This is a genomic window from Flavobacterium beibuense, from assembly GCF_004151245.1.
Classification (GTDB): Bacteria; Bacteroidota; Bacteroidia; order Flavobacteriales; family Flavobacteriaceae; genus Flavobacterium; species Flavobacterium beibuense_A.
Map to the genome: position 1 here is coordinate 64,548 of NZ_JUIW01000008.1, position 26,188 is coordinate 90,735.

General features: G+C 36.8%; 19 protein-coding genes and 2 tRNA genes. 5 read left to right on the forward strand and 16 right to left on the reverse strand.

Features of this window, described 5'->3' with window-relative positions:
* Window positions 1–69 precede the first annotated feature (69 nt).
* The gene (locus NU09_RS12005) at window positions 70–684 is read left to right on the forward strand and encodes a hypothetical protein (protein WP_129751539.1); all 615 of its coding nucleotides are present in this window, start codon (window positions 70–72) and stop codon (window positions 682–684) included.
* A gap of 43 nt (window positions 685–727) precedes the next feature.
* On the opposite strand, the gene NU09_RS12010 is transcribed toward NU09_RS12005, so the two are convergent.
* From NU09_RS12010 to era, 3 genes are all read right to left on the reverse strand, one after another.
* Window positions 728–3,550, reverse strand: coding sequence for an outer membrane beta-barrel protein (locus NU09_RS12010; protein WP_129751540.1), 2,823 nt, complete (start codon window positions 3,548–3,550; stop codon window positions 728–730).
* A 93-nt stretch (window positions 3,551–3,643) separates the two neighbouring features.
* Complete coding sequence (der, locus tag NU09_RS12015; protein ID WP_129751541.1) at window positions 3,644–4,951, reverse strand: ribosome biogenesis GTPase Der; 1,308 nt, start codon at window positions 4,949–4,951, stop codon at window positions 3,644–3,646.
* A 105-nt stretch (window positions 4,952–5,056) separates the two neighbouring features.
* Window positions 5,057–5,941, reverse strand: a complete 885-nt coding sequence (gene era, locus NU09_RS12020; RefSeq protein ID WP_129751542.1) for a GTPase Era — start codon at window positions 5,939–5,941, stop codon at window positions 5,057–5,059.
* 116 nt (window positions 5,942–6,057) lie between these two features.
* Between era and NU09_RS12025 the strand changes: the two genes are divergently transcribed.
* A tRNA-Met gene (locus tag NU09_RS12025) sits at window positions 6,058–6,130 on the forward strand.
* Between the two features lie 128 nt (window positions 6,131–6,258).
* Window positions 6,259–6,331 (forward strand) — tRNA-Met (locus NU09_RS12030).
* 348 nt (window positions 6,332–6,679) lie between these two features.
* Here the strand turns inward: NU09_RS12030 and NU09_RS12035 are convergent.
* The 13 genes from NU09_RS12035 to NU09_RS12095 are packed head-to-tail and all read right to left on the reverse strand — an operon-like array spanning window position 6,680 to window position 18,246.
* Complete coding sequence (locus NU09_RS12035; RefSeq protein ID WP_129751543.1) at window positions 6,680–7,813, reverse strand: type II secretion system F family protein; 1,134 nt, start codon at window positions 7,811–7,813, stop codon at window positions 6,680–6,682.
* Window positions 7,803–8,267, reverse strand: coding sequence for a prepilin-type N-terminal cleavage/methylation domain-containing protein (locus NU09_RS12040; RefSeq protein ID WP_129751544.1), 465 nt, complete (start codon window positions 8,265–8,267; stop codon window positions 7,803–7,805). Before NU09_RS12040 ends, NU09_RS12035 begins: the two co-directional genes overlap by 11 nt.
* Window positions 8,254–8,592 carry a hypothetical protein gene (locus NU09_RS12045; protein ID WP_129751545.1) on the reverse strand — a complete coding sequence of 113 codons (339 nt, stop codon included), beginning with the start codon at window positions 8,590–8,592 and terminating at the stop codon, window positions 8,254–8,256. The genes NU09_RS12040 and NU09_RS12045 overlap by 14 nt, the downstream gene beginning before the upstream one ends.
* Window positions 8,580–9,872 carry a hypothetical protein gene (locus tag NU09_RS12050; protein WP_129751546.1) on the reverse strand — a complete coding sequence of 431 codons (1,293 nt, stop codon included), beginning with the start codon at window positions 9,870–9,872 and terminating at the stop codon, window positions 8,580–8,582. The genes NU09_RS12045 and NU09_RS12050 overlap by 13 nt, the downstream gene beginning before the upstream one ends.
* Window positions 9,869–10,339 (reverse strand): hypothetical protein, encoded by a 471-nt coding sequence (locus NU09_RS12055; protein WP_129751547.1) that lies wholly within the window; start codon window positions 10,337–10,339, stop codon window positions 9,869–9,871. The genes NU09_RS12050 and NU09_RS12055 overlap by 4 nt, the downstream gene beginning before the upstream one ends.
* Window positions 10,340–10,341: 2 nt before the next feature.
* Window positions 10,342–11,268, reverse strand: coding sequence for a fibronectin type III domain-containing protein (locus NU09_RS12060; protein ID WP_242501872.1), 927 nt, complete (start codon window positions 11,266–11,268; stop codon window positions 10,342–10,344).
* A gap of 4 nt (window positions 11,269–11,272) precedes the next feature.
* On the reverse strand, window positions 11,273–11,998 hold the full coding sequence (locus NU09_RS12065) for a hypothetical protein (RefSeq protein ID WP_129751549.1): 726 nt from the start codon (window positions 11,996–11,998) through the stop codon (window positions 11,273–11,275).
* 13 nt (window positions 11,999–12,011) lie between these two features.
* On the reverse strand, window positions 12,012–12,542 hold the full coding sequence (locus tag NU09_RS12070; RefSeq protein WP_129751550.1) for a general secretion pathway protein: 531 nt from the start codon (window positions 12,540–12,542) through the stop codon (window positions 12,012–12,014).
* Entirely contained in the window at window positions 12,539–13,714 is a 1,176-nt protein-coding gene (locus tag NU09_RS12075; protein WP_129751551.1) for a general secretion pathway protein, read from the reverse strand. Before NU09_RS12075 ends, NU09_RS12070 begins: the two co-directional genes overlap by 4 nt.
* Window positions 13,715–13,717: 3 nt before the next feature.
* Window positions 13,718–15,904, reverse strand: a complete 2,187-nt coding sequence (locus NU09_RS12080; protein ID WP_129751552.1) for a type II secretion system protein GspD — start codon at window positions 15,902–15,904, stop codon at window positions 13,718–13,720.
* 47 nt (window positions 15,905–15,951) lie between these two features.
* Window positions 15,952–17,355, reverse strand: a complete 1,404-nt coding sequence (locus NU09_RS12085; RefSeq protein WP_129751553.1) for a GspE/PulE family protein — start codon at window positions 17,353–17,355, stop codon at window positions 15,952–15,954.
* A 1-nt stretch (window position 17,356) separates the two neighbouring features.
* The gene (locus tag NU09_RS12090; protein WP_129751554.1) at window positions 17,357–17,839 is read right to left on the reverse strand and encodes a general secretion pathway protein; all 483 of its coding nucleotides are present in this window, start codon (window positions 17,837–17,839) and stop codon (window positions 17,357–17,359) included.
* On the reverse strand, window positions 17,839–18,246 hold the full coding sequence (locus tag NU09_RS12095; protein WP_129751555.1) for a prepilin-type N-terminal cleavage/methylation domain-containing protein: 408 nt from the start codon (window positions 18,244–18,246) through the stop codon (window positions 17,839–17,841). Before NU09_RS12095 ends, NU09_RS12090 begins: the two co-directional genes overlap by 1 nt.
* 188 nt (window positions 18,247–18,434) lie before the next feature.
* Here NU09_RS12095 and NU09_RS12100 point away from each other — a divergent pair, with 188 nt between their 5' ends.
* The gene (locus tag NU09_RS12100) at window positions 18,435–21,821 is read left to right on the forward strand and encodes an RHS repeat domain-containing protein (protein WP_129751556.1); all 3,387 of its coding nucleotides are present in this window, start codon (window positions 18,435–18,437) and stop codon (window positions 21,819–21,821) included.
* An 8-nt stretch (window positions 21,822–21,829) separates the two neighbouring features.
* Complete coding sequence (locus tag NU09_RS12105; protein WP_129751557.1) at window positions 21,830–26,182, forward strand: DUF6443 domain-containing protein; 4,353 nt, start codon at window positions 21,830–21,832, stop codon at window positions 26,180–26,182.
* The last annotated feature ends 6 nt before the right edge of the window (window positions 26,183–26,188 follow it).

Consider the following 26,188-nt stretch of genomic DNA (forward strand, 5'->3'; position numbering starts at 1 on the left):
GCAGCCTTTTTTGTTTTGAAGAGTCAGTATAAAATTATAGATTGAGGGTGTTTAACTAACCTTGCTTAAATGAAAAAGACTATACTTATTATCCTGACAGCTTCGGGATTGCTTTTTGGTTGTAAATCTATGCTTGTGAAGTCTTATGGAATAAAAGATCCTGAGTTTGAAAACAAGACAACCATAACAGAATATCTTACAAAAAAGCATATGGACACTACTGATGTTTTGGTGTTTAAAAACTTTAATGCTTTTGCGTTAGCCGTTAAAAAAGGGATGAAAATTCCAAATGCCATGTTTTTTAATTCTGCGGGTAATTTTGTGAATTACCAGAAAACTCCTGAAGACTGTAATGCGAAGGTAAGTGGTTTTATAACTGATATAAAAGCTATTAATAGTCTTCAAGAAGATATTTCTTTTAATGTTTTTAAAATGTCAGATTTTTTGGTTAAGCCAAATGGAAGTAATCCCGTAATTGAGAAAGGCTATGATGCTTATGTTTTAATTAACTGGGCTCTATATGCAGGCAAAATGAATGAAGAAAAAGCATTTGTTTGGGTTAGTCTTTTAAAGCAAAATGAAAGAGATTTTAAAGTAAAATACTACCTTTTAAATTGTGATTTGCAGGACATGTGGGGGCTCACGGAGCAGCAAAAAAAAGAAATTGGCTTTATTAAAAGCTAAAAAAGGCTGCAAAATGCAGCCTTTTTTATAGTTATATCTTTATTTAGAACATCCAGAAACGGTTTCCGCCCTTCTTTTCCTTAGCGCCAAACTTGGTGAGTTTATAGGTTAGAGAGAACATTGCATAACGTTTTAAAACTGTGTTTTGTGAATCGCTTATAGACGTGTCTGTTATAGACCTTGATGTTCCCAGATTTTGGTTTAATATATCATAAACCTTAACCTTAAATAGTAGCTTGTCGTTATAAAAGTTATATCCTAAACTGGTGTTCCATAAAAAGAAATCTTTTTTAAATCCATCACCCAGCTGAGAATTGTAGGTGTACCCAAAATCGTTACCAAAAACAATGTGTTTAGGCCAGTAACTTGTAGTTTGAAGCTTTACCTCATGTACAAAATTAGAAGCCTGACTTATTGAATAATTAGTATAGTCTTTTTGATTGTAACTAAAGGTGTAAGAAGGACTAACGGTTAATAAGTCTCCATACTCGTAGGTAAAGTTAACTCTTGGTCCAAAATAAAATTCTTTTGATTCATAAAGTTTCTGATTTGTATATCCTTTATTTAGATCATAGTTAAGGTACATGTTAAGGTTAAGTCTGTAAGTATGCTCTTCTTTTTTGTATTGCTTACTAAAATACCCTCCAAAATAACTGCTATATGTGCCATTTATATTTGTGTAGCTGGTTCGTTGCTTACCACTGCTTTGAATTTCGGTATATTGAACTATATTATCTTTATTGAATGTAATGCCTGAATAAAATCCGTATCCGGAACGTGTTGAGTAATCGTAATTTCTAAAGCTCAAAGAAAAACGATTGTTTTGACTAGGGTCAAGATCCGGATTACCTATGCTTGTGTATAATGCACTGCTTAAATCTTCTACAGGTAGTATCTGGCTGGCTTGGGGAAAGCTTACATCATAATTGTAATAGAATGATATTGATTTTGATTTAGTAAACTTATACCTGAAGTTCGCATTGGCTGATGGTAACATATAATCCTTATCTAAAGAATAATCATTACCCATATAGCTTGAAAAGTTTTTGAATTGAGTAATGTCTGTTCCTCCCTGTATGCTCCAGTAATATTTGTTTTTATTTTGTCTTAAGGATATGCCTGGCGTAACAGTATTGGTTCGTGAAGACATATAGTTTGTAAGTTCATCATTTTCTATTGAATATTCACCTGTTGCATCATCAAAATCAAAACCTTTTCTGTTTTGAACCGAAAGTTCTGTCTCGTAAGTAAAGCCTGTGCTTAGCTTTAAAGAGTCGGTTACCGGTTCAGTGTAGGCTAGCTCGGCATAATAACTGTCAAGAGTTTGCCTGTTGATTCGTACCTGATTCCTTATGTCGGCAGGGTCAGGGTTTCCGTCGTTATCAGAATCTGTATAAAAATATGTTGCAGAGTTATTATAATTACTGCTGTTATTAACGTTGTTTGTGTTAGATAAAGATAAATTTAAACCTCTGCCGTTTTTACTTAAAGACTTATAATAATCAAGTCCGCTTTCAAAGTTTTGATTTTCACTTTCGTTGTAATAAGATCCATTACTTTCGTTTAGCAATTCGTTGTCCTGATTTGTAGTGGTACTACTGGAGATACTATTGTTTTTAGAGTTTGCCTTTACAAATCTTGGAACGTAACTAACGGTTGAGGTTGAATCGGGTTTAAATTCAAATTCAGTTTGAAAACTATGTGCATATTGGTCATTTTTGCTACTGGATACCGATTCGGTAATATTCCTTCTGTCGTTTGTGTCGTTAGGAGCTTCATTTGTAATTAAAGTTTCCCTGTGTGACCTGTTATTGTTTTCTGTGCTGGCACTATTATAAAAATAACTCGTTGAATTGTCAAAATCTTTCGCCCATTCGTCAGAGTAGTTAACTCCAATCATGTCAGATTTTGTTATACCACTACCTCCGCCAAACATCATTCCGTTTATATAAACGCCTCCGTTGTCCATTGCATAAAGGCTGGTGTTTCGTCCTCCTCCCATATTGTCAAATATCTCGTCCATCGAAAATCCGCTGGAATTGATATTGTTAGAGGAAGCGAGGAGGCTTAATCTAAACTTGTCTTTAAAGTAGTTGCCTATCGCGCTGGTTTCATAACGGTCGTTAGTGCCATAGCCTCCCATAAATTTACCAAAAAGGCCTTTGTTCTTGTCTTCGTCTATGGTAAGGTTAATGCTGGCATTGTCACTACTTGCTTTTTCACCTGATATTTCTTCTTTTTTAGTTTTGGTATCGGTAACCTGAACTTTATTAATCATATCTGCAGGGAGGTTTTGCAGGGCTATTTGTCCGTTTTTATCAAAGAAAGGTTTTCCGTTTACAAGGATTTGGTTTACTTCTTTACCGTTTACGGTTATTTTTCCGTCTGAGTCTACAACTACTCCCGGTAACTGTTCCAATAGTGTTTTAACATTGGAGTCGGGGCGTACTTTAAAAGAAGCAGCATTAAATTCAAGAGTGTCTGATTTGATTCTGACAGGAGGTACTTCGCCCTCAATTATAACTTCAGAAAGTTCGGTAGATTGGTCTTCCAGTACGATTTTGCCGAAATCAATATCCTGTGTGAGGGATTCGTACTGTTTTGAGTAATTGGCCAGGCCAACAAATGAGATTTTAAGATTGACAGGATTATCTACCTGTCTGATTTTCATTTCCCAGTTTCCACTTTTGTTTGTAATTGTATAGTCAACAAGAGTGGAATCTTTAACCGAGGTAAGGTATACAGTGGCCGATTCAAGGGGGTAATCGGTATTGTCTGTAACAACTCCTTTGAGGGTTATACTTTGACTGAAACAAAATGTAGAGAACATTAAAAATAAAAAGAGGAGTAAGGAACTCTTTTTCATAGCAATAAAAAAAATTAGCTGGTTAGTAAGGTTGTTTTTTGACTTAATAAACAGCTAATTAATTGTTTTAGTATGTTAAATGCAAGAAAATCTTTATTTCTGGCGGAAATAAATATCTATCGGAACACCCGAAAAATCAAAATTCTCACGTAACTTATTCTCTATGTATCGTTTATATGGTTCCTTAACATATTGCGGTAAATTACAGAAAAACACAAACTGAGGCGTAGGTGTAGGTAACTGCATGCAGAATTTAATCTTAACATATTTACCTTTTAAAGCCGGTGGCGGATAGTTTTCTATAATTGGCAGCATCAAATCGTTAAGTTTAGAAGTAGCTATACGTTGTTTTCTGTTCTCAAAAACGTGTACTGATGTTTCCAGTGCCTTAAGCAGACGTTGTTTTGTTAGTGCAGAAACGAAAAGGATAGGCACATCTGAGAATGGTTGAAGCTCTTCGCGTATCCTGTTCTCATAATCACGGGTACTCATAGTGTCCTTCTCTACAAGATCCCATTTGTTTACAAGTATTACAACTCCTTTACGGTTTTTCTCTGCAAGCCAGAAAATACTCTGATCCTGTCCTTCAAAACCTCGTGTAGCATCAATCATAAGGATACAGATGTCACTGTGCTCAATAGCCCTAACTGAACGCATTACCGAATAGAACTCAAGGTCTTCCTTAACCTTAGCCTTACGTCGTATACCGGCTGTGTCTACAAGGTTAAATTCAAAACCAAAACGGTTGTATTTAGTGTCAATAGCATCGCGGGTAGTACCTGCAATATCGGTAACTATGTATCTGTCTTCGCCAATAAGTGCATTTATGAATGATGATTTACCGGCGTTAGGACGTCCTACAACAGCAAAACGAGGTAAAGCTTCTTCCTCCTGTTTTTCTTCAGGCTCCGGTAATATATCGGCAAGAGCATCTAAAAGCTCTCCTGTCCCCGAACCACTCATACCTGCTATAGTATAGTATTCGCCAAGGCCAAGGTTGTAAAACTCATAAGCGTCTTTTTCACGCATGGCATTGTCTACTTTATTAACGGCAAGAAGTATAGGTTTTGTGACTTTTCTAAGAAGTTTTGCAACCTCTTCGTCCATTGGAGTGATACCTTCCTCAACATCAACAACAAATATAATAACATCGGCCTCATCAATAGCCAGTTCTACCTGACGGCGTATTTCGCCCTCAAAGATATCGTCTGATCCTTTTATGTAACCACCGGTATCAATAACAGAAAACTCTTTTCCGTTCCATTCGCTCTTTCCGTAATTTCTGTCGCGCGTAACGCCGCTCACAGAGTCTACAATAGCTTCCCTGCGCTGTATCAGTCGGTTAAAAAAAGTAGACTTACCTACATTTGGCCTTCCTACTATAGCTACGATATTATTCATCCCGTTGTTTTAAATTTTTTGCAAAAGTACGTATAAAACAGCAAAGTTGCTAAGGAGATTAGCAACTTAGTTTTATAACGCTTTTTATGCTGTATACTGTTTTAATTATTTTTGGTTATAGCCAAAACGCCTTAGCTGGAAAGTGTTAGATCGCCAGTTTTTGTTGACCTTTACAAACATCTCCAGGTGTATTTGCTTGCCAAAGAATTTTTCCAGGTCTCCCCTTGCCTGAATGCCCACTTTTTTAATGGCTGCTCCCTTATGCCCTATAATAATACCTTTTTGAGTATCGCGCTCCACCATAATAAGGGCTTTTATTCTTATAATGTCATCATCTTCTAAAAACTCCTCTGTTTCAATTTCTACAGCATACGGAATTTCCTTATCGTAATTCAGCAGGATTTTTTCACGGATGGTCTCGTTTACAAAGAAGCGCTCCGGTTTATCGGTAAGAGCGTCTTTAGGGTAATAGGGAGGAGATTCCGGAAGTAACTCTAAAATACGGTTGAAGACTTCGGTAACATTAAAGTTCTTTAGTGCTGAAATAGGATATATTTCGGCATTAGGGACTTTTTCTTTCCAAAGTGCTACCTGCTCTTCCAGTTGTTCCTGAGATGACTTGTCTATTTTGTTAAGTAAAAGCAGTACCGGAATTTTAGCATGGATAATCTTGTTGAAAAAAGCCTCATCCTTTAGTTCTTTCTCCCCAATCTCTACCATGTATATAAGTACATCGGCATCTTCAAAGGCCGATTTTACAAAATCCATCATAGATGTTTGTAACTCATAGGCCGGTTTTATGATACCGGGGGTATCTGACAGTACTACCTGAAAATCTTCACCGTTTACAATACCAAGTATACGGTGTCTTGTGGTTTGTGCTTTAGAAGTTATAATAGAAAGGCGTTCGCCTACAAAGGCGTTCATTAAGGTAGATTTGCCCACATTTGGGTTACCTATAATATTTACAAAGCCTGCTTTATGTGACATATAAAAAAAGTTATGCTGCAAAGGTAGTCATATCAGGGCAATAGAAGAAATAAAAAGATTTTTGTGTGTTTTTCTTGTAGTTCTGTATAATGGTTGTATATTTGCACTCGAAACAACGCGGGATAGAGCAGTAGGCAGCTCGTCGGGCTCATAACCCGAAGGTCACAGGTTCGAGTCCTGTTCCCGCTACTAAGTAAAGGCTTCACATTTGTGAAGCCTTTTTTGTTTTCCAGCTTTAATGAAATATTATAAAAGGTAATTTAATTTAATAAAGGAAGATATTTCAATAATATGTTGTATATTTGCACCCGAAACAGCGCGGGATAGAGCAGTAGGCAGCTCGTCGGGCTCATAACCCGAAGGTCACAGGTTCGAGTCCTGTTCCCGCTACTAAGTAAGACCCATTGGAAATATTCTGATGGGTTTTTTGTTTTTCGTTCGGTAATGTTTCAGATGTGTTGATTTGAATTTAAATATTCATAACACGTTATAAGTCAACAAAATTTTAAATAATTAATTAAAAAGTAAGGCAACCCTCGGGTTGCTTTATTATTTTAAGACCATTCTCAAAATCCATATTACACCAGGCACAATTATTACCACTAAAGCAATAATTATTTGTAGTAATGCAACAGTTAAACCAAAAGCACTAGCTGGTGAGAAGGTAGTACGGTTTTGATGGGATTTAATACCAGAGAGGATTTTGCTGGTTACAAAGTCGTATTAATTGAGTAAGCATTACCCAATAGCACTGCTTAACTGGAACATAGGTAAATACATGGCTACAAGTAACACAGCAACCAAAACGCCTACAAAAACAATAATAAGTGGTTCCAGTACTGTGGCCATGGTTTTGGATTGTTGATTTACTTCCTGACTGTATTGTGTATTTAACTGGTTAAAGATATATTCGGTTTGATTTGTTTCTTCAGCTACCTTAACCAGCGATATTATACGGTTATCAAACAGCTTATTTCCCTTAAGACTTTCGCTAAGGGTATGACCTTTCATAATGCCGGCTTCTACCTTTTCAAGCGCATCCTGCAGAGGTACAAAGCGTATCATTTTCTTAACCATCTGAATACTGTTCAGTATAGGCACTTTTGATGAAGTCAATAATGTTACAGCCTGTGTAAACTGTGCCAGGTATACTTTACTGATGAAAGAGCCGAAAACCGGAATTTTCAGAAGTAGATAATGAATGTTTTTCCTGTATTGGTAATTGTCTTTTAATAATCTGCTACCAATAATTAGTGCTATAATCAAAAAGAAGAACAACCATCCGAAGGATTGCGTAAAACTTGACATTTTGATAATTATCCTTGTGAGCATTGGCAGTTCCATTTTATTTTGCTTAAAAATGTCCTGAAACATCGGGACAACAAAATTCAACATAAATATCACCACCAGTACAGCCGTTGATAATACGATTCCAGGATAAGTAAGGGCCGATATAACAATGCGCTTTTGTTCATTCTTACGTTCAAAAAAAGCTCCCAACTCTTTGCAGACCTGAGCAGTGGTCCCGGTTTCTTCCCCAATTTTAAGGGAAAAATATTCATATTCGGTAAAGTGCTTGGACGTGTATACAGCTTCAGAAAAGGGTTTACCTTCTATAACCTGGGCAGAGATATTTTCCAATAACTCCTTATCGGCTTTCTTTTTATAAGAGTCGGTCAGTAATGCCAAGGCTTCTTTTATGGTGATACCGGCCTTTAATAACACGGCAAGTTCCATATATAAGTCCTGCTTTTTTTTATTGGAAAAGCCTCCTCCAAAAAGAACAATTTCTTTTTTAAGCAGTTTTTCAATATCGCTTACCGGTCTCTTTGAGGAATCGGTATTTTGTATGTTGTCTAACTTAAAAGCCATCCTGATTTATAAGATTTGAAGCATCCTTTTCACCTGAAACAAAAATAGAATAATCAGGTATTTCCTGTTCTGCCGATAATAACAGCCCGTCGATATTTCCTTTCTTCACTTCCTTACCCGAAAGGTAGGTTTTTATAATTTGCAAACGTAAAGGAATTGTATCATTATTTCTTATGCTGTAGTCACCATATACAGTATAATAAACAGTGTCTAAACCTGTAATGTGTATTTTGTTGTCCTGATAAATAATACTGTTACTGTTGTTGAAATCCTGATAAAGTTGTTGTTCAAAAAGGGCAAGTTCGGTAGTCTTGTCAAAATTCTTTCTGATGCCGTGTATTTGTTTCTGTACCAAGTTAAGTACGCTGAAAGCCAGTCCCACGACAATAACAGTGATTATCACAACCACCAGAAGTTCCGATAAGGTAAATGACTGCACTTTATTGTTCTGCATACAATCTGGTTTTAGAAATAGTTTTTGAGTTATTCTTATTCACAGCCTTACTTGTTAGCCATACTTTATCATTAATCCGTTCAGTATCCAGCTCGATACTCCAGTGTTTAAAATCTTCCCTGTAAGGCAGTTTTATCTGATTGTGCTGGCTGAGATACTCCAGCTCACTCATTCTGGTTTCGGCAGGCTGCATATTGCGTGAAAATGCATTGAATAATATATTATTAAGTACAAGACTTGCAACAACAAATACAATTATGATGAGTACAGTAGCAACCAAAGCCTCAATAAGGGTTGCAGAGCGTATTTTTTTTAATAGATCCATTTTGCAACCTTTTTTTGTTCGTTTTCCAATAAGATACCTCCAAAGGTCTCCGGTAATTTATTACCTGCTATAGTAACATTATAAAGGTGATTGATAAAATTATTACCCCCTTCATAGGTTAGAAACTGAGAGGTAAAAACACTCCCGTTTACATTTCCTCTTAACTCTAAATTTTTTTCACAATAGATCTCTCCGGTAATTTCACATTGTTCGGCAATATAAATACTGGGTGTAAATCCGGTTTCTTCACTTTCTTCCTTAAGATAACAAATTGTTCCTTTTAGGGTTGTACCCTGATCAATATGTATCTTATTCAGGTATGGATTGAAAGAAGCAGGAGGATTTACAGCTTTCTTTTCTGTCAGGACGAGTGCTGTCGGGTAATTTAATTTACAGTTTTTACCGATTTTAATAGTAGTATCTGCAAAAGCCTGAAAATTTCCTACTGTATTGTCTTCTATTTCTATTACAGGAGCTGCCAGTATAACATCATTTAACAGGGCAGACTTCCTGATAATTATTTTTTCACCTGATCGGATAACGATGTTTCCTCTAATGCTGATGTTTTCCAATACAATTACAGATGGCGATAAATAACATTTTGTATCCTTTCTAAAAGACTGTTCATTTACAGTGTTTGGTATAAGGTCAATAAAGTTTTCACTTTCCGAAGGCTGATACTGATTCATGTAAAAATCTGCAATTTCCCTGTAATCATATTTTAGAGGGGGGAGGGAAGTACTGCTTTTTTCAATGTTTCCGTAAATCAGTTGGTTGTTGTAATAACTATGTCCCGTAATATTTCCTGTGCGTACTCCCTGTTCCGGTAAGAAGGCATCGCCCTCTATTCGGGTATTGCCAACTACCATTAAGGGTTTGTTCGTTTCTTTCAGGTATAATGCCGGCCTGTTTACCGCTTTTATTCCGGTGCCTAACAGCGCACATTTAACAAATTCCTTTTTCCTGTGTACGGACTTCACACATCCCTTTTCATAAATTCCCCAGTTTGAAAGGTGAACATAAACAGACTGTTCCTCTCTAGATTCATGTAAATCAATAGAGATGGTGTCCTGAGTTAAGTTTTGCAGGTTTTGCAGGTAATGCATACCTGTGTCAGCCAACTGAATGTTATCTACAATAGCCCTGGATTGTTCTATAAAATATCGGTGGGTAGAAATCAGGATTATAACCCCGGTAAGCAATAATGCAATAATTACCGATATGAAAATGGTGAATTGCAGCGCACCGGAATAGACTTTATTTTTCCACTTTAATTTCACTCCTGCAAAAGAATTTCGTTTTTCTCCCCTTTATATATAACCTCTATGGTACTGCGGTTCCCTTTTTTCAGGGTTACTCCCTCTTCCGTTGTTTTTTCAGTCATAAAATAGGTTTTCCCGTTTATGGAGAGCATAAATACTTTTTTCTTTCCGTTGCTTTCCGAAACTATACCCTTATATATAACTGCCGGCCATACAATAGGCTCCTTTATTGTTTTAACGCTATGAGTTTTTAGTGTTTTTTGAGATTCAGGACGGTACATCTTGCCTAAAAACGGATCCCTATAATTCACATCGATAGAAAAAGTATCCCTTTCTTTTATATCCAGAGGTTTAAGCCGAACGGTTGAGCTCGCTATAGTTGTATCTGTTTCAGGGTTAGTAAAGGAAAAAAGCCTATATATAACCATTCCCCAAATAAGCAGCACTATGGGAAGGAGTATATATATGTTTTTTTTGTTTTTCATGATCAATTCAGGGTAAAACTAAATACAGTGCTTTGCTGGCTGCTATTGCCGGCTTCGTCAAATGATTTTACATACCAGTAATACGTTCCGTTGCTTAAAGAAGACATTGTAAACGGGCTCGTTTGCTCATCTTTATGCTCAAGTAAAGTCAGTTCGCTATTCTTAAAAATATAAATACTATCCTTTTCGGCGCTCCCTTCAATAGGTGTTCTGTTCCATTGGAAAGTTATATCATTCTCGGTTGAGGAACTTGCATTTGCAGGGAAAACCAAAACAGGAGTATTGGGTGCGGTGGTATCGATAAAAAGTGATCGTGAAGAATAGAGTGTATAAGCTTCCCCATTCCCTGCACGGACTTTCCACTGGTAACTACCGTCATCAAAATTGTAATTGAAATTTGTAGTAGTAATTTCCTGATCGGATATGATGTTGTTTTGAGAGTCGGTAATAACAACCTGATAGGAACTGGCTCCTATAACCGATTCCCACGTAAGGTTGTGACTGGAAGTGTTAGTCAGCAGATTATTGGCAGGAGAAGTTAAGGCTACTGAATTATTCTGAAAATCCTCATTACTTAAAATAACAAAAGAACGTGTTGAGAAAGGGCTGGAATAGGCACTGTTTACTGCCTGTACCCTCCATTGGTATTCACCAATGTTTAATTGAGTGGTAAATGAGGTAGTATCAACTACTATGTCAGTAATTATCTGTAAAGGTGCCTCAAAGTTTGGTCGGGCTATTTGAATACGATAATCCGATACAAATTCAACAGCTTCCCATGTAAAGGTTATTCCGGTTGAAAAGAATTCTGCATTGTCTGTAGGAGCCACAAGAGTAACTGTCTTGTTGCTAATGTCGTCTTCCATTAGTATTTCCTCGCATGAACAAAGAAGGAAAAGGGGGGCTATAAGGTAAAATATCTTTTTCATCATCCTACATTTTAAAGAGGTTTACATCTTCTTTCTTTTTTATCTTTTCGGAAGTGTTGCCAAGACAATTGGTGTTGTCGTTTACAATATCACCAATATACCATTGATGCCTGTCGTTTTCTGTCCAGCAAAATTTCCCGAGATTATAGGCCAGGGTAGTTCCCTGTTTCAAATCTATTATATCAAGACGGTTACCGTTCTTATACAGCGCAACAGAATATTTGTTGTCAAGGTTATTAATGAGATAGTATGCATCTGCCTCCTTGAGTTTATTTAAACTTTCCTCGGGCAGTAGTATTGCCAAACCGTTTATTACACTGGCATGGGCAGTGTTTTTTAATAGCGTGACAGTTTCTTTGTTATACTCCGAATTAAGTTCTTTTACATAGCTGTGTACATCTAATATTGAAAGGCTTACATAAACAGGCTTGTTTGGAAGGCTGTCAACATATTTAATCTTAGGCTCTTCCTGCCTGGTGTTTACCTTAGAAAGATAAATATCGTTGATGTCCTTGTTAAAAGGAAGTGTTTTTACATCCAGGCGTACCGGGTTTTCTAACTTAGGGAAAGCACGGGTAGCAAAAGAGTTTTCAAAGTTAAGGCCTGTGTTGGCAATACCTATGCTCCCTAATTCAGTAACAGAATCGGAAACCCTGTATTTTTCATTGGTAATCTTTGCTGTATGGCAGCCGAAGCATATTGCGAAAAGGAATACTGTCAATCGTTTCATAGGTAAGGTTGGTTTAATTACTTTTTACCGTTTCTGTTTTTTGCAGCAAAATTTCAGTTACAAGGTAATAAGAATTATTTCTGTAATTTCTTTTTTTAATAAAGTTAATATGTTTTATAAAGCCTAAAGACGGAATGTTCTCAAGCTTGTTTATCAGTAGCAGCGTGCCGTTAAAACTACCTTCTACAGAAAAAACATAGCTCTTTGTCGAAGTGTCTTCCATAGTGAAAGCATGAGGCTCTTTAAAATCGGTTATTTTCAGTTTATACTGATCACTCAATACTGTGATTTCTTTTAGCAGGTTATTTTGGAAAGAATCATCAGATACTGCATTATACTTATCCAAAACAGTATTAAGCTGTTTTTCTCTTTCAATAAGATTTTGCAGTAAATCAGCACTGCTTAAATTATTGTTTACAAGTTCTTTTTGTTCCCTGTACTCCCTGTAATAATCAAGTGTGTTGGATATGGCAAACCTATAGCAGACAACAAGTGCCAGAAAAATTCCCGAAAAGAGAAGCTTATTTTTTCTGCTTAGTTTCATTGCTTAGTGATTATCTTTAGTTCAAACTCTGTTCTGTTTTCCTTGTTCTTTCCAAAAGATACTATAGTTGCCTTTTCTACCCAATCCATTTTCTCGGTTAAGGATACCCATGAAGTAAAAGCTTCATTGTCTATGGTATTCCCGGATACCAGTATAATGTTGTCAGTGATTATTACAGCCTCTTCATCCTTTATCTTTTTTTCCAAAGGAGCATAATTTATTTCGGTAAGCAGTATAGATGACGGCAAATCTTTAGTTAGTTCATTAATAATATAGGAGCTTTTTGAAAGTGATTGTGAAGTAATGTCTTCTACCTTCTCTTCTTTATTTTTAACCCTTTCTCGGGCTTTTGTAATATTTTCAATGCTTACCTTATTCAGAGCAATGGTTTCCTTGATGCTGTTTGATTTATCAAAATAGTAGGAAAAGGCAAAAAAATTGATGAGTAGTACACCCAAAATTGTAATAAGGCCCCCTTTGATGCCTTTTTCAAAAATTGCTTTTTGTCTGTTTTCAAAAGCAATATCATTACTTAACGCAATGCAGTTTCCGGTATTTGCAGCAGGATTCAGGATAAGTTTTAGTATGCCGCTAAAGGCTAAAAGATATTTATTATTTACTCTTAGACCGTTAATATCATAATCACGATTTAATTCCGTATTGGGACTGTATTCTCCTTCAAGGGTAAGGGTTTGCGTATTTGTTGAAAGTGTTTCAGGTAACGAAAAATGAAGTAATGTGCCTATTGGGCATATTCCAAGGCTGATACTGTAAATTCGAAGTTCCTTAAAAGAATCCAGAAGTTCGTTTATGTAGCTTTTTCGGCAAATTGCTATGATTGAATTATATTTTAAGCGTACTATCTCGTAGTAAAACTCATCAAGATTGATGTTAGGGAAAGCCTTGTGCAAAAGCTTTTTGTCATTGGCATCATTACCTTCTACCTGCTTTTGTAAAACCTGATTGTTATTTATAACCAAGGAAACAGGACTTTTACCAGCTTCTTTTATAAATGAATCAATCGTAGTTGCTGTTTCGTTTTTGGTTATTGCAAGCTCCTTTTTCTTTTCTTCGGTCTGGATAAAAGCATAATAATCCTGATTGGCTATTGAAAATATCTCAATACCCATCCTTTTTTTGCCAAGAATTATATTTTCTAAAAAAGCAGCCATTTATTATTCCATAAATACCGTTGGCTTTATAAGTACAGCCAGTTTTTTTTGTGAATCCTCCCTTTTTCGGGAACTGAAGAACCATTTAATTACCGGTATACGTCCCAAAATCGGCACACCTGATCCGGAATCATTTTTTACTTTTTCTTCCAGACCACCCAGTACTATAATATCCTGATCTTTTACGCGAATGGACGAGGTGAATTCCCTGGAGTTGATACCCGGAGGAGCATCCTCATCAATACGTTCCCCGTTAAAACTAGATTGTATTACTTTAATATCCATAGTAATCTGTCCGTTGCCAGAAACCATTGGCCTTATTGTCATGGACAGTTCAGCATCGATAGGCTGATAATTTTTTATCTCTGAAGTCTGCGGGATTTGTGAGCCGTAGAAATTCTGATTGGTCACCACATAATAGGTGGTTTCTCCGATGGATAAGTGTGCCTTATGTCCATTTAGAGTAGAAAGCCTTGGGGAAGAACGGATTTTTAAATCTCCGTTTGCCTCCATCGCCTTTAGTGTAACATAGAAGTTCGGAACTACATTTCCAATATTCAATGAGCCAAATCCATTGGCGTTGTTAATAATCTTGTTGATGGTCTGTGCCCCTAATGTTATGTCAGCTGTAGGGAATACGGTTCCGCTTGTCGTTGCAGGCTTATCGCCGATTCCGGCACTAATCCCTGTTTCCACAATTGCACTTCTGCTTACCTCAAGAATCATAACCTCAATAAGGATAACCGGTACCGGCTTATCGATATATTTGATAAATGATTCAAAGCGTTGTATGTTATCCGCAGGACCATTTATTACAAAACAGTTCAGCTCACTGTCAATCTTTATATCCAGGTCTTTTTTAACTTCGTCCGGTATAATACTAAGTATCGATTCTGCAGGCTTGCGATCACTGTTTTTATTATTACTGCTGTTGTTTTGCTGATAGGAATTGGATTGTCCTACTGCGGACATGCCTGAATTACTAAAGCCGTTGTAGTTGGTGAAATTGGTTTGTGTCCTTCCTACAGAACGTTCAGTTATTTCAGGGTCACCCAACAATTCCACCGAACGGTGCATCATATATACCGTTTTAACATCACGTACGGTTAGCTGGCTTTTGGTGCCAAAGTAATAGATACCGTTTTCCTTCATAAAGGTATAGGAATCGTTTTGCTGCATAGCACCAGTTTGTATTCCATTACCGTATTGCTGTGACGGTTGTGGCTGTCCTTGTTGCGCCCCGGATTGGTTTTGAGAGGAGGCAGCCGATTCAAAAACTTTGAAAAGAAGCTCGTCAAAGGAAATATTCTTGGCTTTTACTGTGGCATTTCCTGCATTCTCAAGAGGACTGGCAATAAACATATCGATGTTCAGTTCATTACCAATATCATATACTATACTGGCAATCGGTGTATTTTCGAAATCCACTTCCAATAGTTGTTTCTCCCTGTCCAGGACATTGAAAAAGAAATTTGACATCCTTGGTCGCTGTGGCCTGCTCTGGCGTGTCTGCGACTGAGAGGTGCTGCCTGATGAAACTGTAGTGTTTCCACCGGCCCTGTCAAAAATAAAGGAATGATCATTTCTGGATTTAGATACTATAAGGTCATTGGAATAGGCCAGTTTGTTCATGGCTGCCTCAAATGGCATATCCTTTACATAAACGGTTAGCGGAATGTTTTCCATCCCTTGGGAGAAGAACAAGTTTTTACCTGTCATGTCGGTAATCATCTTAAAAGAATCATAGAGCTTATCGTCCTTCAGGTTAAGTGAAATCAACTGCGATGAAGGATCGTAAGCGATATCAATTATCTTCTCAGCGGGTATTTCTTTGGGCTGTTCATAGGGTTTTATCGATAAGATGTTTCCCGTAAAATCGATAGTCAGGTTGTATTCCTTGCAAAGGAAGACAAGAAGGTTAGCCACCGATACATCCGTAAAATTATTTACTATAGTAATCTGTTTCAGTGAAGGAGCAACGCTGATATTAACCTTGTGTACTTCGGATACGGCGATAAGGAAATCGGCCAGAGAAGCCTCTTTGATATTGATGTCTACCTTTTCGGTCAATCCCGGAGTATCAGCCATTATAATATCAATATTGTTCTGCAACTGCATGATACGATTGTTATCCTGCGCATAGAATACTGCTGATAAGGTTAGGGCTAAACAAAGGAGTATGTTTTTCATTTGTGTCTGGTAATTGGTGTGGGCCATTGGCTGCCAAATATAATTATTTACAACATCAATAAAGAAAAAACTTCTTCTATCGATGTGGTTCCGTCTTTTATAAGATCAACAGCATTTTTTTGTAATGTCTGTATTTTATTTCTTTCGATATAGTCATCAATATCCAGTGCATTGTTCTTTATAAAACCTGTAAGTTCCTTGTCAATGGGTAGGATTTCGTAAATGGCTTTTCTTCCTAAATATCCGGTATGATGGCAACTTTCACAGCCTGTCGCCTCATAATGATGACTTAGTGATTCCGGAATAACAAATCCGGTAGGGAACAATTCCTTTTCAATGCTCTTTTCGGTTTTACAGGTATTACACAGCTTTCTCACCAGTCGCTGCGCTAAACTGATGTTTAAGGTACCGGCAATAAGGAAAGGAGGAATACCCATATCAATAAGCCTGGAAACTGTAGCCCACGCCGAGTTGGTATGAATGGTAGATAATACCAAATGACCCGTTAATGCTGCCCTTATGGCCATGTTGGCGGTGTTAACATCACGAATCTCACCTACCATTATAATATCGGGATCCTGCCTTAGGAAAGTCCTTAGCGTAGCCGCAAAATCAAGTCCTATATTCTCTTTGAGCTGGACCTGATTGATTCCTTCCAGTGTATACTCGATAGGGTCCTCAACGGTCAGGATATTTGTATTCGGCTCGTTCAGTTTTTTTAGTGTGGCGTACAAGGTAGTTGTCTTGCCGGACCCTGTAGGTCCTGATATTAGCACAATACCATTGGGTTTTTTAATACCTTCTAAATAGGTCTTAAGCTCATTCTTTGTAAAACCTACAGATTCCAGTTCGATATGGCTGGTGTCCTTACTTAAAATCCTTAAAACGATTTTTTCTCCATGCAGGGTAGGCAGAACCGACACCCTGATGTCAAAATCTTCATATTCGGTGGATACGGTAATACGACCGTCCTGAGGTAATCTTTTTTCCGAAATGTCCAGTTGTGAGCGTATCTTAATCTTATTAACGATAATAGGATACTCTTCTGTGTTTATTAGAAACTGTTCCTTAAGTTTTCCGTCCAGCCTGAAACGTACTCTTGCCCTGTTTTCGTAAGGCTCAAAATGAATGTCGCTACTTCCGGTTTCCTTGGCCGTAAGAAGTATTTTTTCCAGAAAATCATTCGAATAATGGATTTCTGTTGTGCGATTGGAGTTTAATTTCCTGTAATTTGTAGATAAGTAACGGTTAATGTTTTCCGGGGTTTCCTTTTCAATATATACATCTAATCCTAACAATATAAATAGTTCAGACTTTAATACAGCAGGATTTTCATTATCGGTTTTAAACACAATCCTTTTGCCTTCTTTTTTAGAAGGGACTATTCTGTAATGGTAGGCCTGTTCGGCATTGATTAACTGCTGCAGTTCTATGGGTAAGATGTGATTCATTTTAATAGGAGTACAGATAAACCGGATTAATGAAAAAAGAAGTTAAATATACTGTTGCAAAGAATAAAGACATGTATCCTGCTAAGGGTACTGTGGCATCCTTATTTTTATGGTTTAAAATAAAATGAAGAATTAAGGAAAACAGTAGCGAAAATGAAAAAAGAATAGTAAAAGTTATGGTTGAGAAGGTAAAGCACAAAAAGAGAAAAAGCAACAGATCGCCAATTCCAATACTTCCGTTAATAAAATCCCTTTTCATAATCATTTTCGAATAAATAGCAACAACAATCAAAACAGTTGCTACAAGTAACATATTAAACAATGAATTCACCATCGCTACAATAAAGTTGTTGAAATATGCCTGCACGATAAAAGCCAGTATGCCTATAAGTGGGTACAAAAACCAATACACCAGTCTTGTTTTGCAATCCTGATAGAATACAAACAGGAAAGTCAAAATCAGCAGTATTTTTATGACTAACATCAATCACTTGTTATTTGTTTGGGATTGCCATTCTGGTCAATTTCCCAAACATTAAAAACCCCGTCACCGTTAAAATCAGTTATGGCTGTAGCCCTGGCGGTAAAGTCACCATTGGAAGCTTTAATAATTTCATAGGTGTAATTAGCGGTACCGTTATCCTTCACTGTTTGCGGTGCCTCAAAATCAATATCGTTAAAGTTCATACTGTATTTAGAATACATAAAGAAGTACTGTTTTTCAGCATTATATATGGCTTTAAGTTGCGTTTGTGCCTCCACACTTTTTGCTTTAGCAATCAGCGGCATCAGGTTAGGCAGGGCAATTAGTAATAGTATGCCGATGATAGCCAGTACGATCAGCATTTCCTGTAGGTTAAAAGACTTTACTTTTTTAAATTGTAGTTCCATAGCGTAAGGTTTGATGCAAATATATTCAGTTTAGTTTTGAAATCAATTTTATTCGAAGTACTAATTTAAATAATGATTCAAAAAATAAATAATTGTTAATAGTTTTAACATTTTTAACTAATTTTTAACAAAATAATTTTAACAAAATAGGGTTATTTGTAAATGATAACTAATTAAACCACACCGATATGAGAACAAAGTTTTTGTTTTTACTTAGTTTATTGAGCTTATATGGTCTTGCTCAAGAAGCAGGTTTTGAAACGCCTAATTATGCACCAAAGTCTCCGGAGGCGGCTGCTTTTTTACAATATGGAGAGTATCCGGTAAATTTATCTACAGGATTACCTTCAATTTCAATTCCTCTTTATACAATTCAAATACCAGGTTATAGCCTCCCTATAACATTGGATTATCATGCATCAGGTATTAAAGTAAGCCAAGAGGCAACATGGGTTGGACTTGGTTGGAACCTAAATGCCGGGGCACAAATAATTTTAAGTCCCAGGGGTGATATAGATGAAAATAATAATCGTATTGATGAGATGCCCAATGAAGAAAATCTGGCGACTTACTATCAGAATCATCCATACGCTTTCAATTCAGGGCCTTTGTTAAATCTGGAGCTTGAAAAATCAAGAGCAAAAGATATATATAATTTTTCATCACCAACGGCTAATGGTAGCTTTTATGTTTCCGATTATGGAGAAAGAGAAATTGTTGTTGTTCCGCCTAATGCGTTCAAAGTAGAAATGAACAGCGAACAATTCTATAGCTTTATTATAACTGATCCTTCAGGCAATATCTATAAATTCGGAAATGATAATTCTTCTGTTAATGGCAATGTTGAAAAAAGCGTAAAGCAATTTACTCATTACGATTACTATAATAGCGCTTGGTATGTTTCTCAAATTATTACTCCTACTAATCAAACCATAAATTTTTCTTACCAATCAGATGGTGATTTAGTTGAGTATAACATTACGCAGTCTAGAGAGGTATGGTATAATACTGAAAATTGTGGATGTCCTGAAGGAACAGAATCTCCTCCAATGCAAACAAAAGGGGTAGGCGGAATGATAACCCGGTCGGGTAATACCATAACGCGATCAAAGAAAATAAAAGAAATCTCTTTTGAGAATGGAAGGTCTAAAATCGTTTTTGTGAAATCTTTAGGAAGACAGGATCTTGTTAATGGTGCTACAAACAGTCTTCTGGATCGTATAGAGATATGGAGAGACAATGATAATGATAATGAGTTTGAAGGCCCGGCAGGAGAAATGGTTAAGGGTTATGATTTCGTATACGATTACTTTAATTCATCTTCTTCTAATTATCAGGATAAGAGGTTAAAACTTTTACAGGTACAGGATTTGCTAGGAGATGAAGCTCATGACTTTGTATATTCCGAAATAGAACTGCCGGAAAAAACTTCTTTTTCAAAAGATTATTATGGATATTATAACGGATATACAAATTATGATCTAATTCCAAAGCATCATATTACAACTCCATATGTGATGGATGTTGGTACTGCTAACAGGAGTGTACGTGAAGATAAGGTTGAAGCAGGTGTTTTGAAAGAAATTCATTATCCTACAAAAGGCTGGACAAAGTTTAATTATGAATCAAATAGATATTATAATGGAATGGGGACAGTTGGGCAAAGCCATATATTTAGTGGGGCAATATCTGGAGTTGGTCCAGGTGGGCTAAATGTTATAGGCGATGTAGATGCTATAGTTGCTCCTGAAGAAGCTGTGTATGTTAGTCAATGTAGTGAAAATGAAACTTGTGTTAAATATTATACCATACCTTTTACAGTTACTGTTCCAGTTACTGCTTCTCTTACTGTTGATATTTTCGACAATTATGTAGGATCTCAACCTTATCAGCATCGATACGGTCGGGTGAGGGTTGACGGTTATGGTGGTTATGATTCAAGTGATCCTTTTTTATGGGTTTTAAACAAGCAGGAACAAGTTTCAGTCAGTCTGCAACCGGGTAATCACCAGTTAATAATAGAAGCTTGGGGAAATGATATTGAAGCACATGCAACTCTTACTTTTACAGAATATATCCAAGGTCCGGATAATGTTAAAGGAGGTGGTTTACGTGTAGCAAGTATTGAAAATTATGATTTTGACGGTTCGTTAGTGACCAAAAAGAAATATGAGTATACTGATCCTGTTGATCCTGCCAAAAGTAGTGGTAAACAGATTAACGATTTTGGATTATCGTATGTTTCTCCTGATGTTGTAAATATTTCTGAAGTTCAAGCATGTGATACAGGTTCATTAGCTGGCACGTTCCCAAGTGTTAATTCCCGAAGAAGCCATACGATATCTTCTAATTCCACATTTGGAACCGAAGGCAATACAGTAGCATACGAGTATGTAAGAGAAATGCAGGTTGATTCGCTCGATAATCCTTTAGGATATACCCTCTATAAGTACAATGTTGAAAATGATTGGTATTACAATGCACAAGTCTTTATAGGTAGTAATTCAAAAAGAGGAGAACTCTTGGAAAAAAAAGTATTTAAAACAGTTAATAATATTGATTACATTTTACAAAAAGAGACTAATACCTATTTTGATGATGTATCTAAGGTTTCTTATATAGAAGGTTTCGATCTGATTCGTTTTACCAATACAGGTATTCATGAGGTTTCAACAGATCCTCTTGAGGCTCCGCAAGAAGTAGCATTGTTGCAGGGAGAAGGTTGTAATATGCCAAATAATGTTGGGGAAACAGTAGAATTCGCTTTTTACAATCAGCCTATTCCATGGCATTACTTAAAAAATACAGCGACAACAGAGTATTTTTATGATAATTCCAATAATCTTACGGGTACTCTGGTAACCAATACTGAGTTTAATTATGACAATCCTGTACATATGCAACTTAGCAGCCAAAAGACAACTAATTCAAAAGGAGAGACTTTAGCACAGCACTTTTATTATCCGGGAGATGCTGAGGTAGCCAGCGAACCGGAAATAGCTAATCTTACCCTTAAACATATAATCAATAAACCGCTTTTAATGCGTTCTTTTAGGGGTAATCTGCAACTTAATGAGCAGAAAACTATCTATCATAATTGGGGTAATGGTATAATTATGCCTCAGGAAATCCAATTGGCAAAAGGGAATAATGATTTGGAGACCAGAGTAAGGTTCCTTCAGTATGATAGTAAGGGCAACCCTGTTGAACTTCAACAGGAGAATGGTATAAAAATCTGTTATATATGGGGTTATGAACAGGTATTACCTGTTGCTAAGATAGAAAATGCCTCCCTTTCAGAAATCAACCCTCAATTAATTATTGATATTCAGACAGAGTCTAATTCGGGAGATCAGCAAGAATTAATAAATAAGCTTTCCAATCTTAGATCGCTTTTACCTGATGCTATGGTAACAACATTTACTTATCAGCCTTTAAAAGGGGTTTCAACAATTACAGATCCAAGGGGTTATACTACCTCGTACAGTTATGATGCACAGGGAAGACTTCGATTTGTTAAGGATGCAGATGATTATATCATATCAGAAACTTTTTATCATTTCAAAACTAACTAAACCACACCATGAAAAGATATATTTTTAAAAGTCTGATAATGTTATTGCCGATTGCTGCAATGGCACAGACACCAACCGAGAATTATATAAGAACAACTGTTTTCAGAAATGAAATAGGAGAGTCAGGACTTCAATATGCCCCTCAGGACTATAAGCATGAGACCGTTACGTATTATGATGGTTTAGGGCGTCCGAAACAGATTATAAATGTAGCAAAAGGTGATCAGGGACAAGATATAATAACGCCAGTGGTTTATGATGAGTATGGGCGTACAGTGCTTCAGTATCTTCCTTATGCCGATCCTCATCAGTTAATGCCATCATTAGATTATAGGGATAATGAAACTCTTATCAATACATTAACCAGTTATTATACGAGTCGTTACAGTTTTCAGATGTCTTCATCAGATCCTAACCCATATAGCAGGACATTCTATGAGAACTCACCCTTAGGGAGGGTTATCAAGCAGGCAGCTCCCGGTGCCCCATGGAAGGGTGTTGGAGGGAGTAACCAGGATCATACAATTAAATACGATTATCAGCTAAACAGTTCAACAGCTACAGCCGATAGGGTAAAAAAATTCAGTGTCAGTTTTCCAAAAATTAGTTTGGGAAGCCCTGAAGACACTCAACTTAATTATAAAGGTTATTATTCTGCTAATGAACTATACAGGACCATCACTAAGGATGAAAACTGGACAACAAGTGATGGGAGGGATAAGACCACTGAGGAGTTTAAGGATAAAGAAGGAAAGGTGGTTTTGAAGAGAGCATTCAATAATGGGCAGCCACATGACACCTACTATGTTTATGACAGGTATTCTAATCTTACTTATGTTATACCGCCCCTGGCATCGGACAATATACTTACTTCTTTTATAGGGCTTGAGTTTCAGGGAGTCAATCTGCCCTGGACTAGTATAGCGCTTGTTAATAAGAGCCTTGCAGACGAGTATGAAAGGGAGCTTGCTGAATATGATAACTCCGAAATATTAGGTATTGACCTGCTTGATAAATACGGGGGGCAGGGAGGATTTTCTTTTTCACCGGATGCCAACGGCTCGTTGATAATGACCCTTAGTATGACTACCACGGTTCCAATGAGGCTGCGTACAGGTGAGATTTACGACCTGAGTGCAATAGGAAATTTTCCTGATAAGGAAATGGGAAAGATTCAGGGAACTGACTTTGAGTACTATTTTTCCATTAACAGGAATCAACTTGTAATTGATGGTTATGGCGAGGTGCCTTCCCAATATTTAAATACGACCCTTAGCGGAGAACCTTTGGAGTATAGTAAGAATTATCCGTGGACGTCCGTTTGTAACGTGAGCGAGCAGGTAAAACGTGATTACGAGAATAATATAGCCTATTTGGATAATAATGAAATTTTAACGACCTATACCTCTAATCCCTATGGAGCGATTGGAGGCGTTTCAATCAGTATCGAGGAAGATGACAACTTTTTGTTGTCGGTTGATATAGATTCGGATGTTGATTTTGACCTTAAAAACGGAATGGTGATTCCTTTGGAAATATACAGGTCATTACCAGATGCACTTCTGGGGTCGGTACAAGGTAATGGGTACCAGTATGAATTTAGTTTGAAGGGTAATAGCCTTTATATTTATGGCTCGGGCTTTACCAGGCATCTTGGTTTTACAAGGAGTGGAGTTATAGGTACAAAACAAACAGTAAGACAGCAGTCATTAGATGGGCTGTGTTATATTTATCACTATGATGGAAGGAACAGGGTGGTAGAGAAAAAAATACCGGGTAAAGGCTGGGAGGATATAATATATAATAAGCTTGACAGGGTTGTATTGACTCAGGATGAGAACTTACGCTCTAAAAACCAGTGGTTGTTTACTAAATATGATGCTTTTGGCAGGATAGTTTACACCGGGGAATGGGTTAGTTATAATGACAGGGCCTCTCTGCAGGTAGCAGTTGATGATCATACAGGTCCATTGTGGGAAGAAAGGACCAAGAATGTGAATTTTTATGATGGGCCGCAAGGTGTCTATTATACAGATGATGCTTATCCCAATCAAAACCAAATATTACACACTATTCATTATTATGACGATTATAGTTTTGATATCGTAGTAAATCAGATACCACAAACGGATATTTATAATGAGCCACTTAGTTTTAATTTAAAAGGTTTGGCAACCGGCAACAAAATAAGAGCTTTGGGTACTGATTACTGGACCACAAACCTTACAGGATATAATAATAAAGCGGCTGTTATCTGGTCGTATACCAATAACCAATTCCTTAACTCTGCTACAACTGTAAACAATGATGTAGATTTTCAGGGACTTGTATGGCAGTCAAAGACTACCCATGAAAAGTCTGGCAAACCTTCCCTTTCAATCTATAACACCTTTGATTATGATGAAGCTGACAGGTTAGAAGCACAGCATCAGGCTTTGACACCAATTATAGGTGCAGGAGCGGGTTCCTACTCCCATTATTTGTTTAAAAACATTTATGATGAATATGGGCAGTTAATGGAAAAACACGTTGGCGGTCGCTCTACGCTACCAGAAAGATTACAGGAAATCGACTATATCTATAATATTAGAGGATGGTTAATGGGAATAAATCTTGGAGGGTCTGTTGCCAATCAAAAGCTATTTGCTCTTAGATTGGATTATGAGGGGCCTGAATATGTGGGGACGCCTTTATATAATGGAAATATATCAAAAGTTACATGGCAGACAAATAATACATCCACATCTCAAAGATCCTATCTTTTAGAATATGATGATTTAAACCGATTAACTAATGCAAGCTTTTACCCTCCTAACGCCTTGGCTTATCAAGGTAACCCTTCTTATAAGGAGAATTATACTGAAGGTAATATTCAGTATGACAAAAACGGGAATATATTAAAATTGGATCGTTACGGACTGAATGAAGCGGCAAATACCATGACTAAAATTGACCAGCTGAGTTATATTTATGGCGCTTTTAGTAATAAATTAAATAAAGTTAGCGATGATGCGGTAGACACTTCAGGTTTTATTGATGGCGTAAATACCGGTAATGATTATGCTTATGACGGAAATGGCAATCTTATCATGGATATGAACAAGGGGATAAGTTCAGGGAACATAGCATATAACCATCTCAATCTGCCAACAAGAATTAGTAACAGCAATGGCTTTGTGGAATATGTTTATGATGCTACGGGAACCAAACTACAGAAAAAAGTTTATGAGAACAGTGCGGTTACTTATACTTACTACGATACGGGCTTTGTATATAAGAAGGAAACATCAGGGAATGAGTACCTGGAATTTTTTCCACACCCGGAAGGATATGTAAAACCTATAATTAAAGACAACTACAATCCGGATAATTTTGATTATATTTACCAATATAAGGATCATTTGGGTAATGTAAGATTAACATATAACGACCAAGATAATAATGGTTGGGCGGATGTAATTGAGGAGAGTAATTATTATCCTTTCGGCTTAAAGCATAAAGGTTATAATACAAATGTTACTTCAACCAATTTAGGTCAAAAGTATAAGTACAACGGTAAGGAGCTGCAAGACGAGCTGGGGCTTAACTTATACGACTATGGTGCAAGGAATTATGACCCTGCACTGGGTAGATGGATGAATATTGATCCGTTGGCTGAAAATAGCAGAAGATGGTCGCCTTATAATTATGCTTATAATAATCCTATTCGATTTATTGACCCTGATGGAATGCAAAGTGAAGATATAGTAATTACGGGTAATAAAAAACAAGAAACTTTGGATCAGCTTCGTAAAGGTTCTGATTTAATATATTCTATGGATTCTAATGGGAAAGTTACGGCTACTCAAGATCCAAATAAAACATTAACAAAAGCAGATGCTGAAATATTAGCTGCTACAACGGATTCCAGTTATACAGTTAGTCTAAATTCAACTGATGGTTATACCTCTACTGATGGTTCTGGAGCACTATTAACTAGTCTTGGAAGTTTTGATGGTAGCGTAATAAATGCAGATGGAACAGCAACTGCCAATCAGACTATTAATCCGGACTTCGGTGCGCGAGTAGATAATCATGTTGGAAGACAAGAGGGAGTTGGCGTTGTACACGAGACTTTAGAAGCAATTCAAGAAGCAAAAAGAGCTGTTGCAACAGGAACGGGTACTGATGTGAATTCTAGAGCACCGAAGGATGTTGCTGCTAGGAAAGCAAATTACAATGCAGCACATAATCAGGCAAGAGCTTTGGATCCACGCCATACAGATAATTATAACACTTTTGAAGTTAAGGAAACACGTGGTTATGTTCGTTATATTGAAAATAGCAAACGTCAACGTATGGTTTTATATATTGATAAATAATATTAT

Excerpts from the sequence above, each read along its gene's own strand:
- NU09_RS12060 (WP_242501872.1), bottom strand. The coding sequence starts at position 11,268 with ATGAAAAAGATATTTTACCTTATAGCCCCCCTTTTCCTTCTTTGTTCA.
- NU09_RS12035 (WP_129751543.1), bottom strand. The coding sequence starts at position 7,813 with ATGGCTTTTAAGTTAGACAACATACAAAATACCGATTCCTCAAAGAGA.
- NU09_RS12075 (WP_129751551.1), bottom strand. The coding sequence starts at position 13,714 with ATGGCTGCTTTTTTAGAAAATATAATTCTTGGCAAAAAAAGGATGGGT.
- era (WP_129751542.1), bottom strand. The coding sequence starts at position 5,941 with ATGTCACATAAAGCAGGCTTTGTAAATATTATAGGTAACCCAAATGTG.
- NU09_RS12090 (WP_129751554.1), bottom strand. The coding sequence starts at position 17,839 with ATGTTAGTCATAAAAATACTGCTGATTTTGACTTTCCTGTTTGTATTC.
- NU09_RS12005 (WP_129751539.1), top strand. The coding sequence starts at position 70 with ATGAAAAAGACTATACTTATTATCCTGACAGCTTCGGGATTGCTTTTT.
- NU09_RS12055 (WP_129751547.1), bottom strand. The coding sequence starts at position 10,339 with ATGAAAAACAAAAAAAACATATATATACTCCTTCCCATAGTGCTGCTT.
- NU09_RS12070 (WP_129751550.1), bottom strand. The coding sequence starts at position 12,542 with ATGAAACTAAGCAGAAAAAATAAGCTTCTCTTTTCGGGAATTTTTCTG.
- NU09_RS12080 (WP_129751552.1), bottom strand. The coding sequence starts at position 15,904 with ATGAAAAACATACTCCTTTGTTTAGCCCTAACCTTATCAGCAGTATTC.
- der (WP_129751541.1), bottom strand. The coding sequence starts at position 4,951 with ATGAATAATATCGTAGCTATAGTAGGAAGGCCAAATGTAGGTAAGTCT.
- NU09_RS12045 (WP_129751545.1), bottom strand. The coding sequence starts at position 8,592 with ATGGATCTATTAAAAAAAATACGCTCTGCAACCCTTATTGAGGCTTTG.
- NU09_RS12085 (WP_129751553.1), bottom strand. The coding sequence starts at position 17,355 with ATGAATCACATCTTACCCATAGAACTGCAGCAGTTAATCAATGCCGAA.
- NU09_RS12065 (WP_129751549.1), bottom strand. The coding sequence starts at position 11,998 with ATGAAACGATTGACAGTATTCCTTTTCGCAATATGCTTCGGCTGCCAT.
- NU09_RS12100 (WP_129751556.1), top strand. The coding sequence starts at position 18,435 with ATGAGAACAAAGTTTTTGTTTTTACTTAGTTTATTGAGCTTATATGGT.
- NU09_RS12095 (WP_129751555.1), bottom strand. The coding sequence starts at position 18,246 with ATGGAACTACAATTTAAAAAAGTAAAGTCTTTTAACCTACAGGAAATG.
- NU09_RS12040 (WP_129751544.1), bottom strand. The coding sequence starts at position 8,267 with ATGCAGAACAATAAAGTGCAGTCATTTACCTTATCGGAACTTCTGGTG.
- NU09_RS12010 (WP_129751540.1), bottom strand. The coding sequence starts at position 3,550 with ATGAAAAAGAGTTCCTTACTCCTCTTTTTATTTTTAATGTTCTCTACA.
- NU09_RS12105 (WP_129751557.1), top strand. The coding sequence starts at position 21,830 with ATGAAAAGATATATTTTTAAAAGTCTGATAATGTTATTGCCGATTGCT.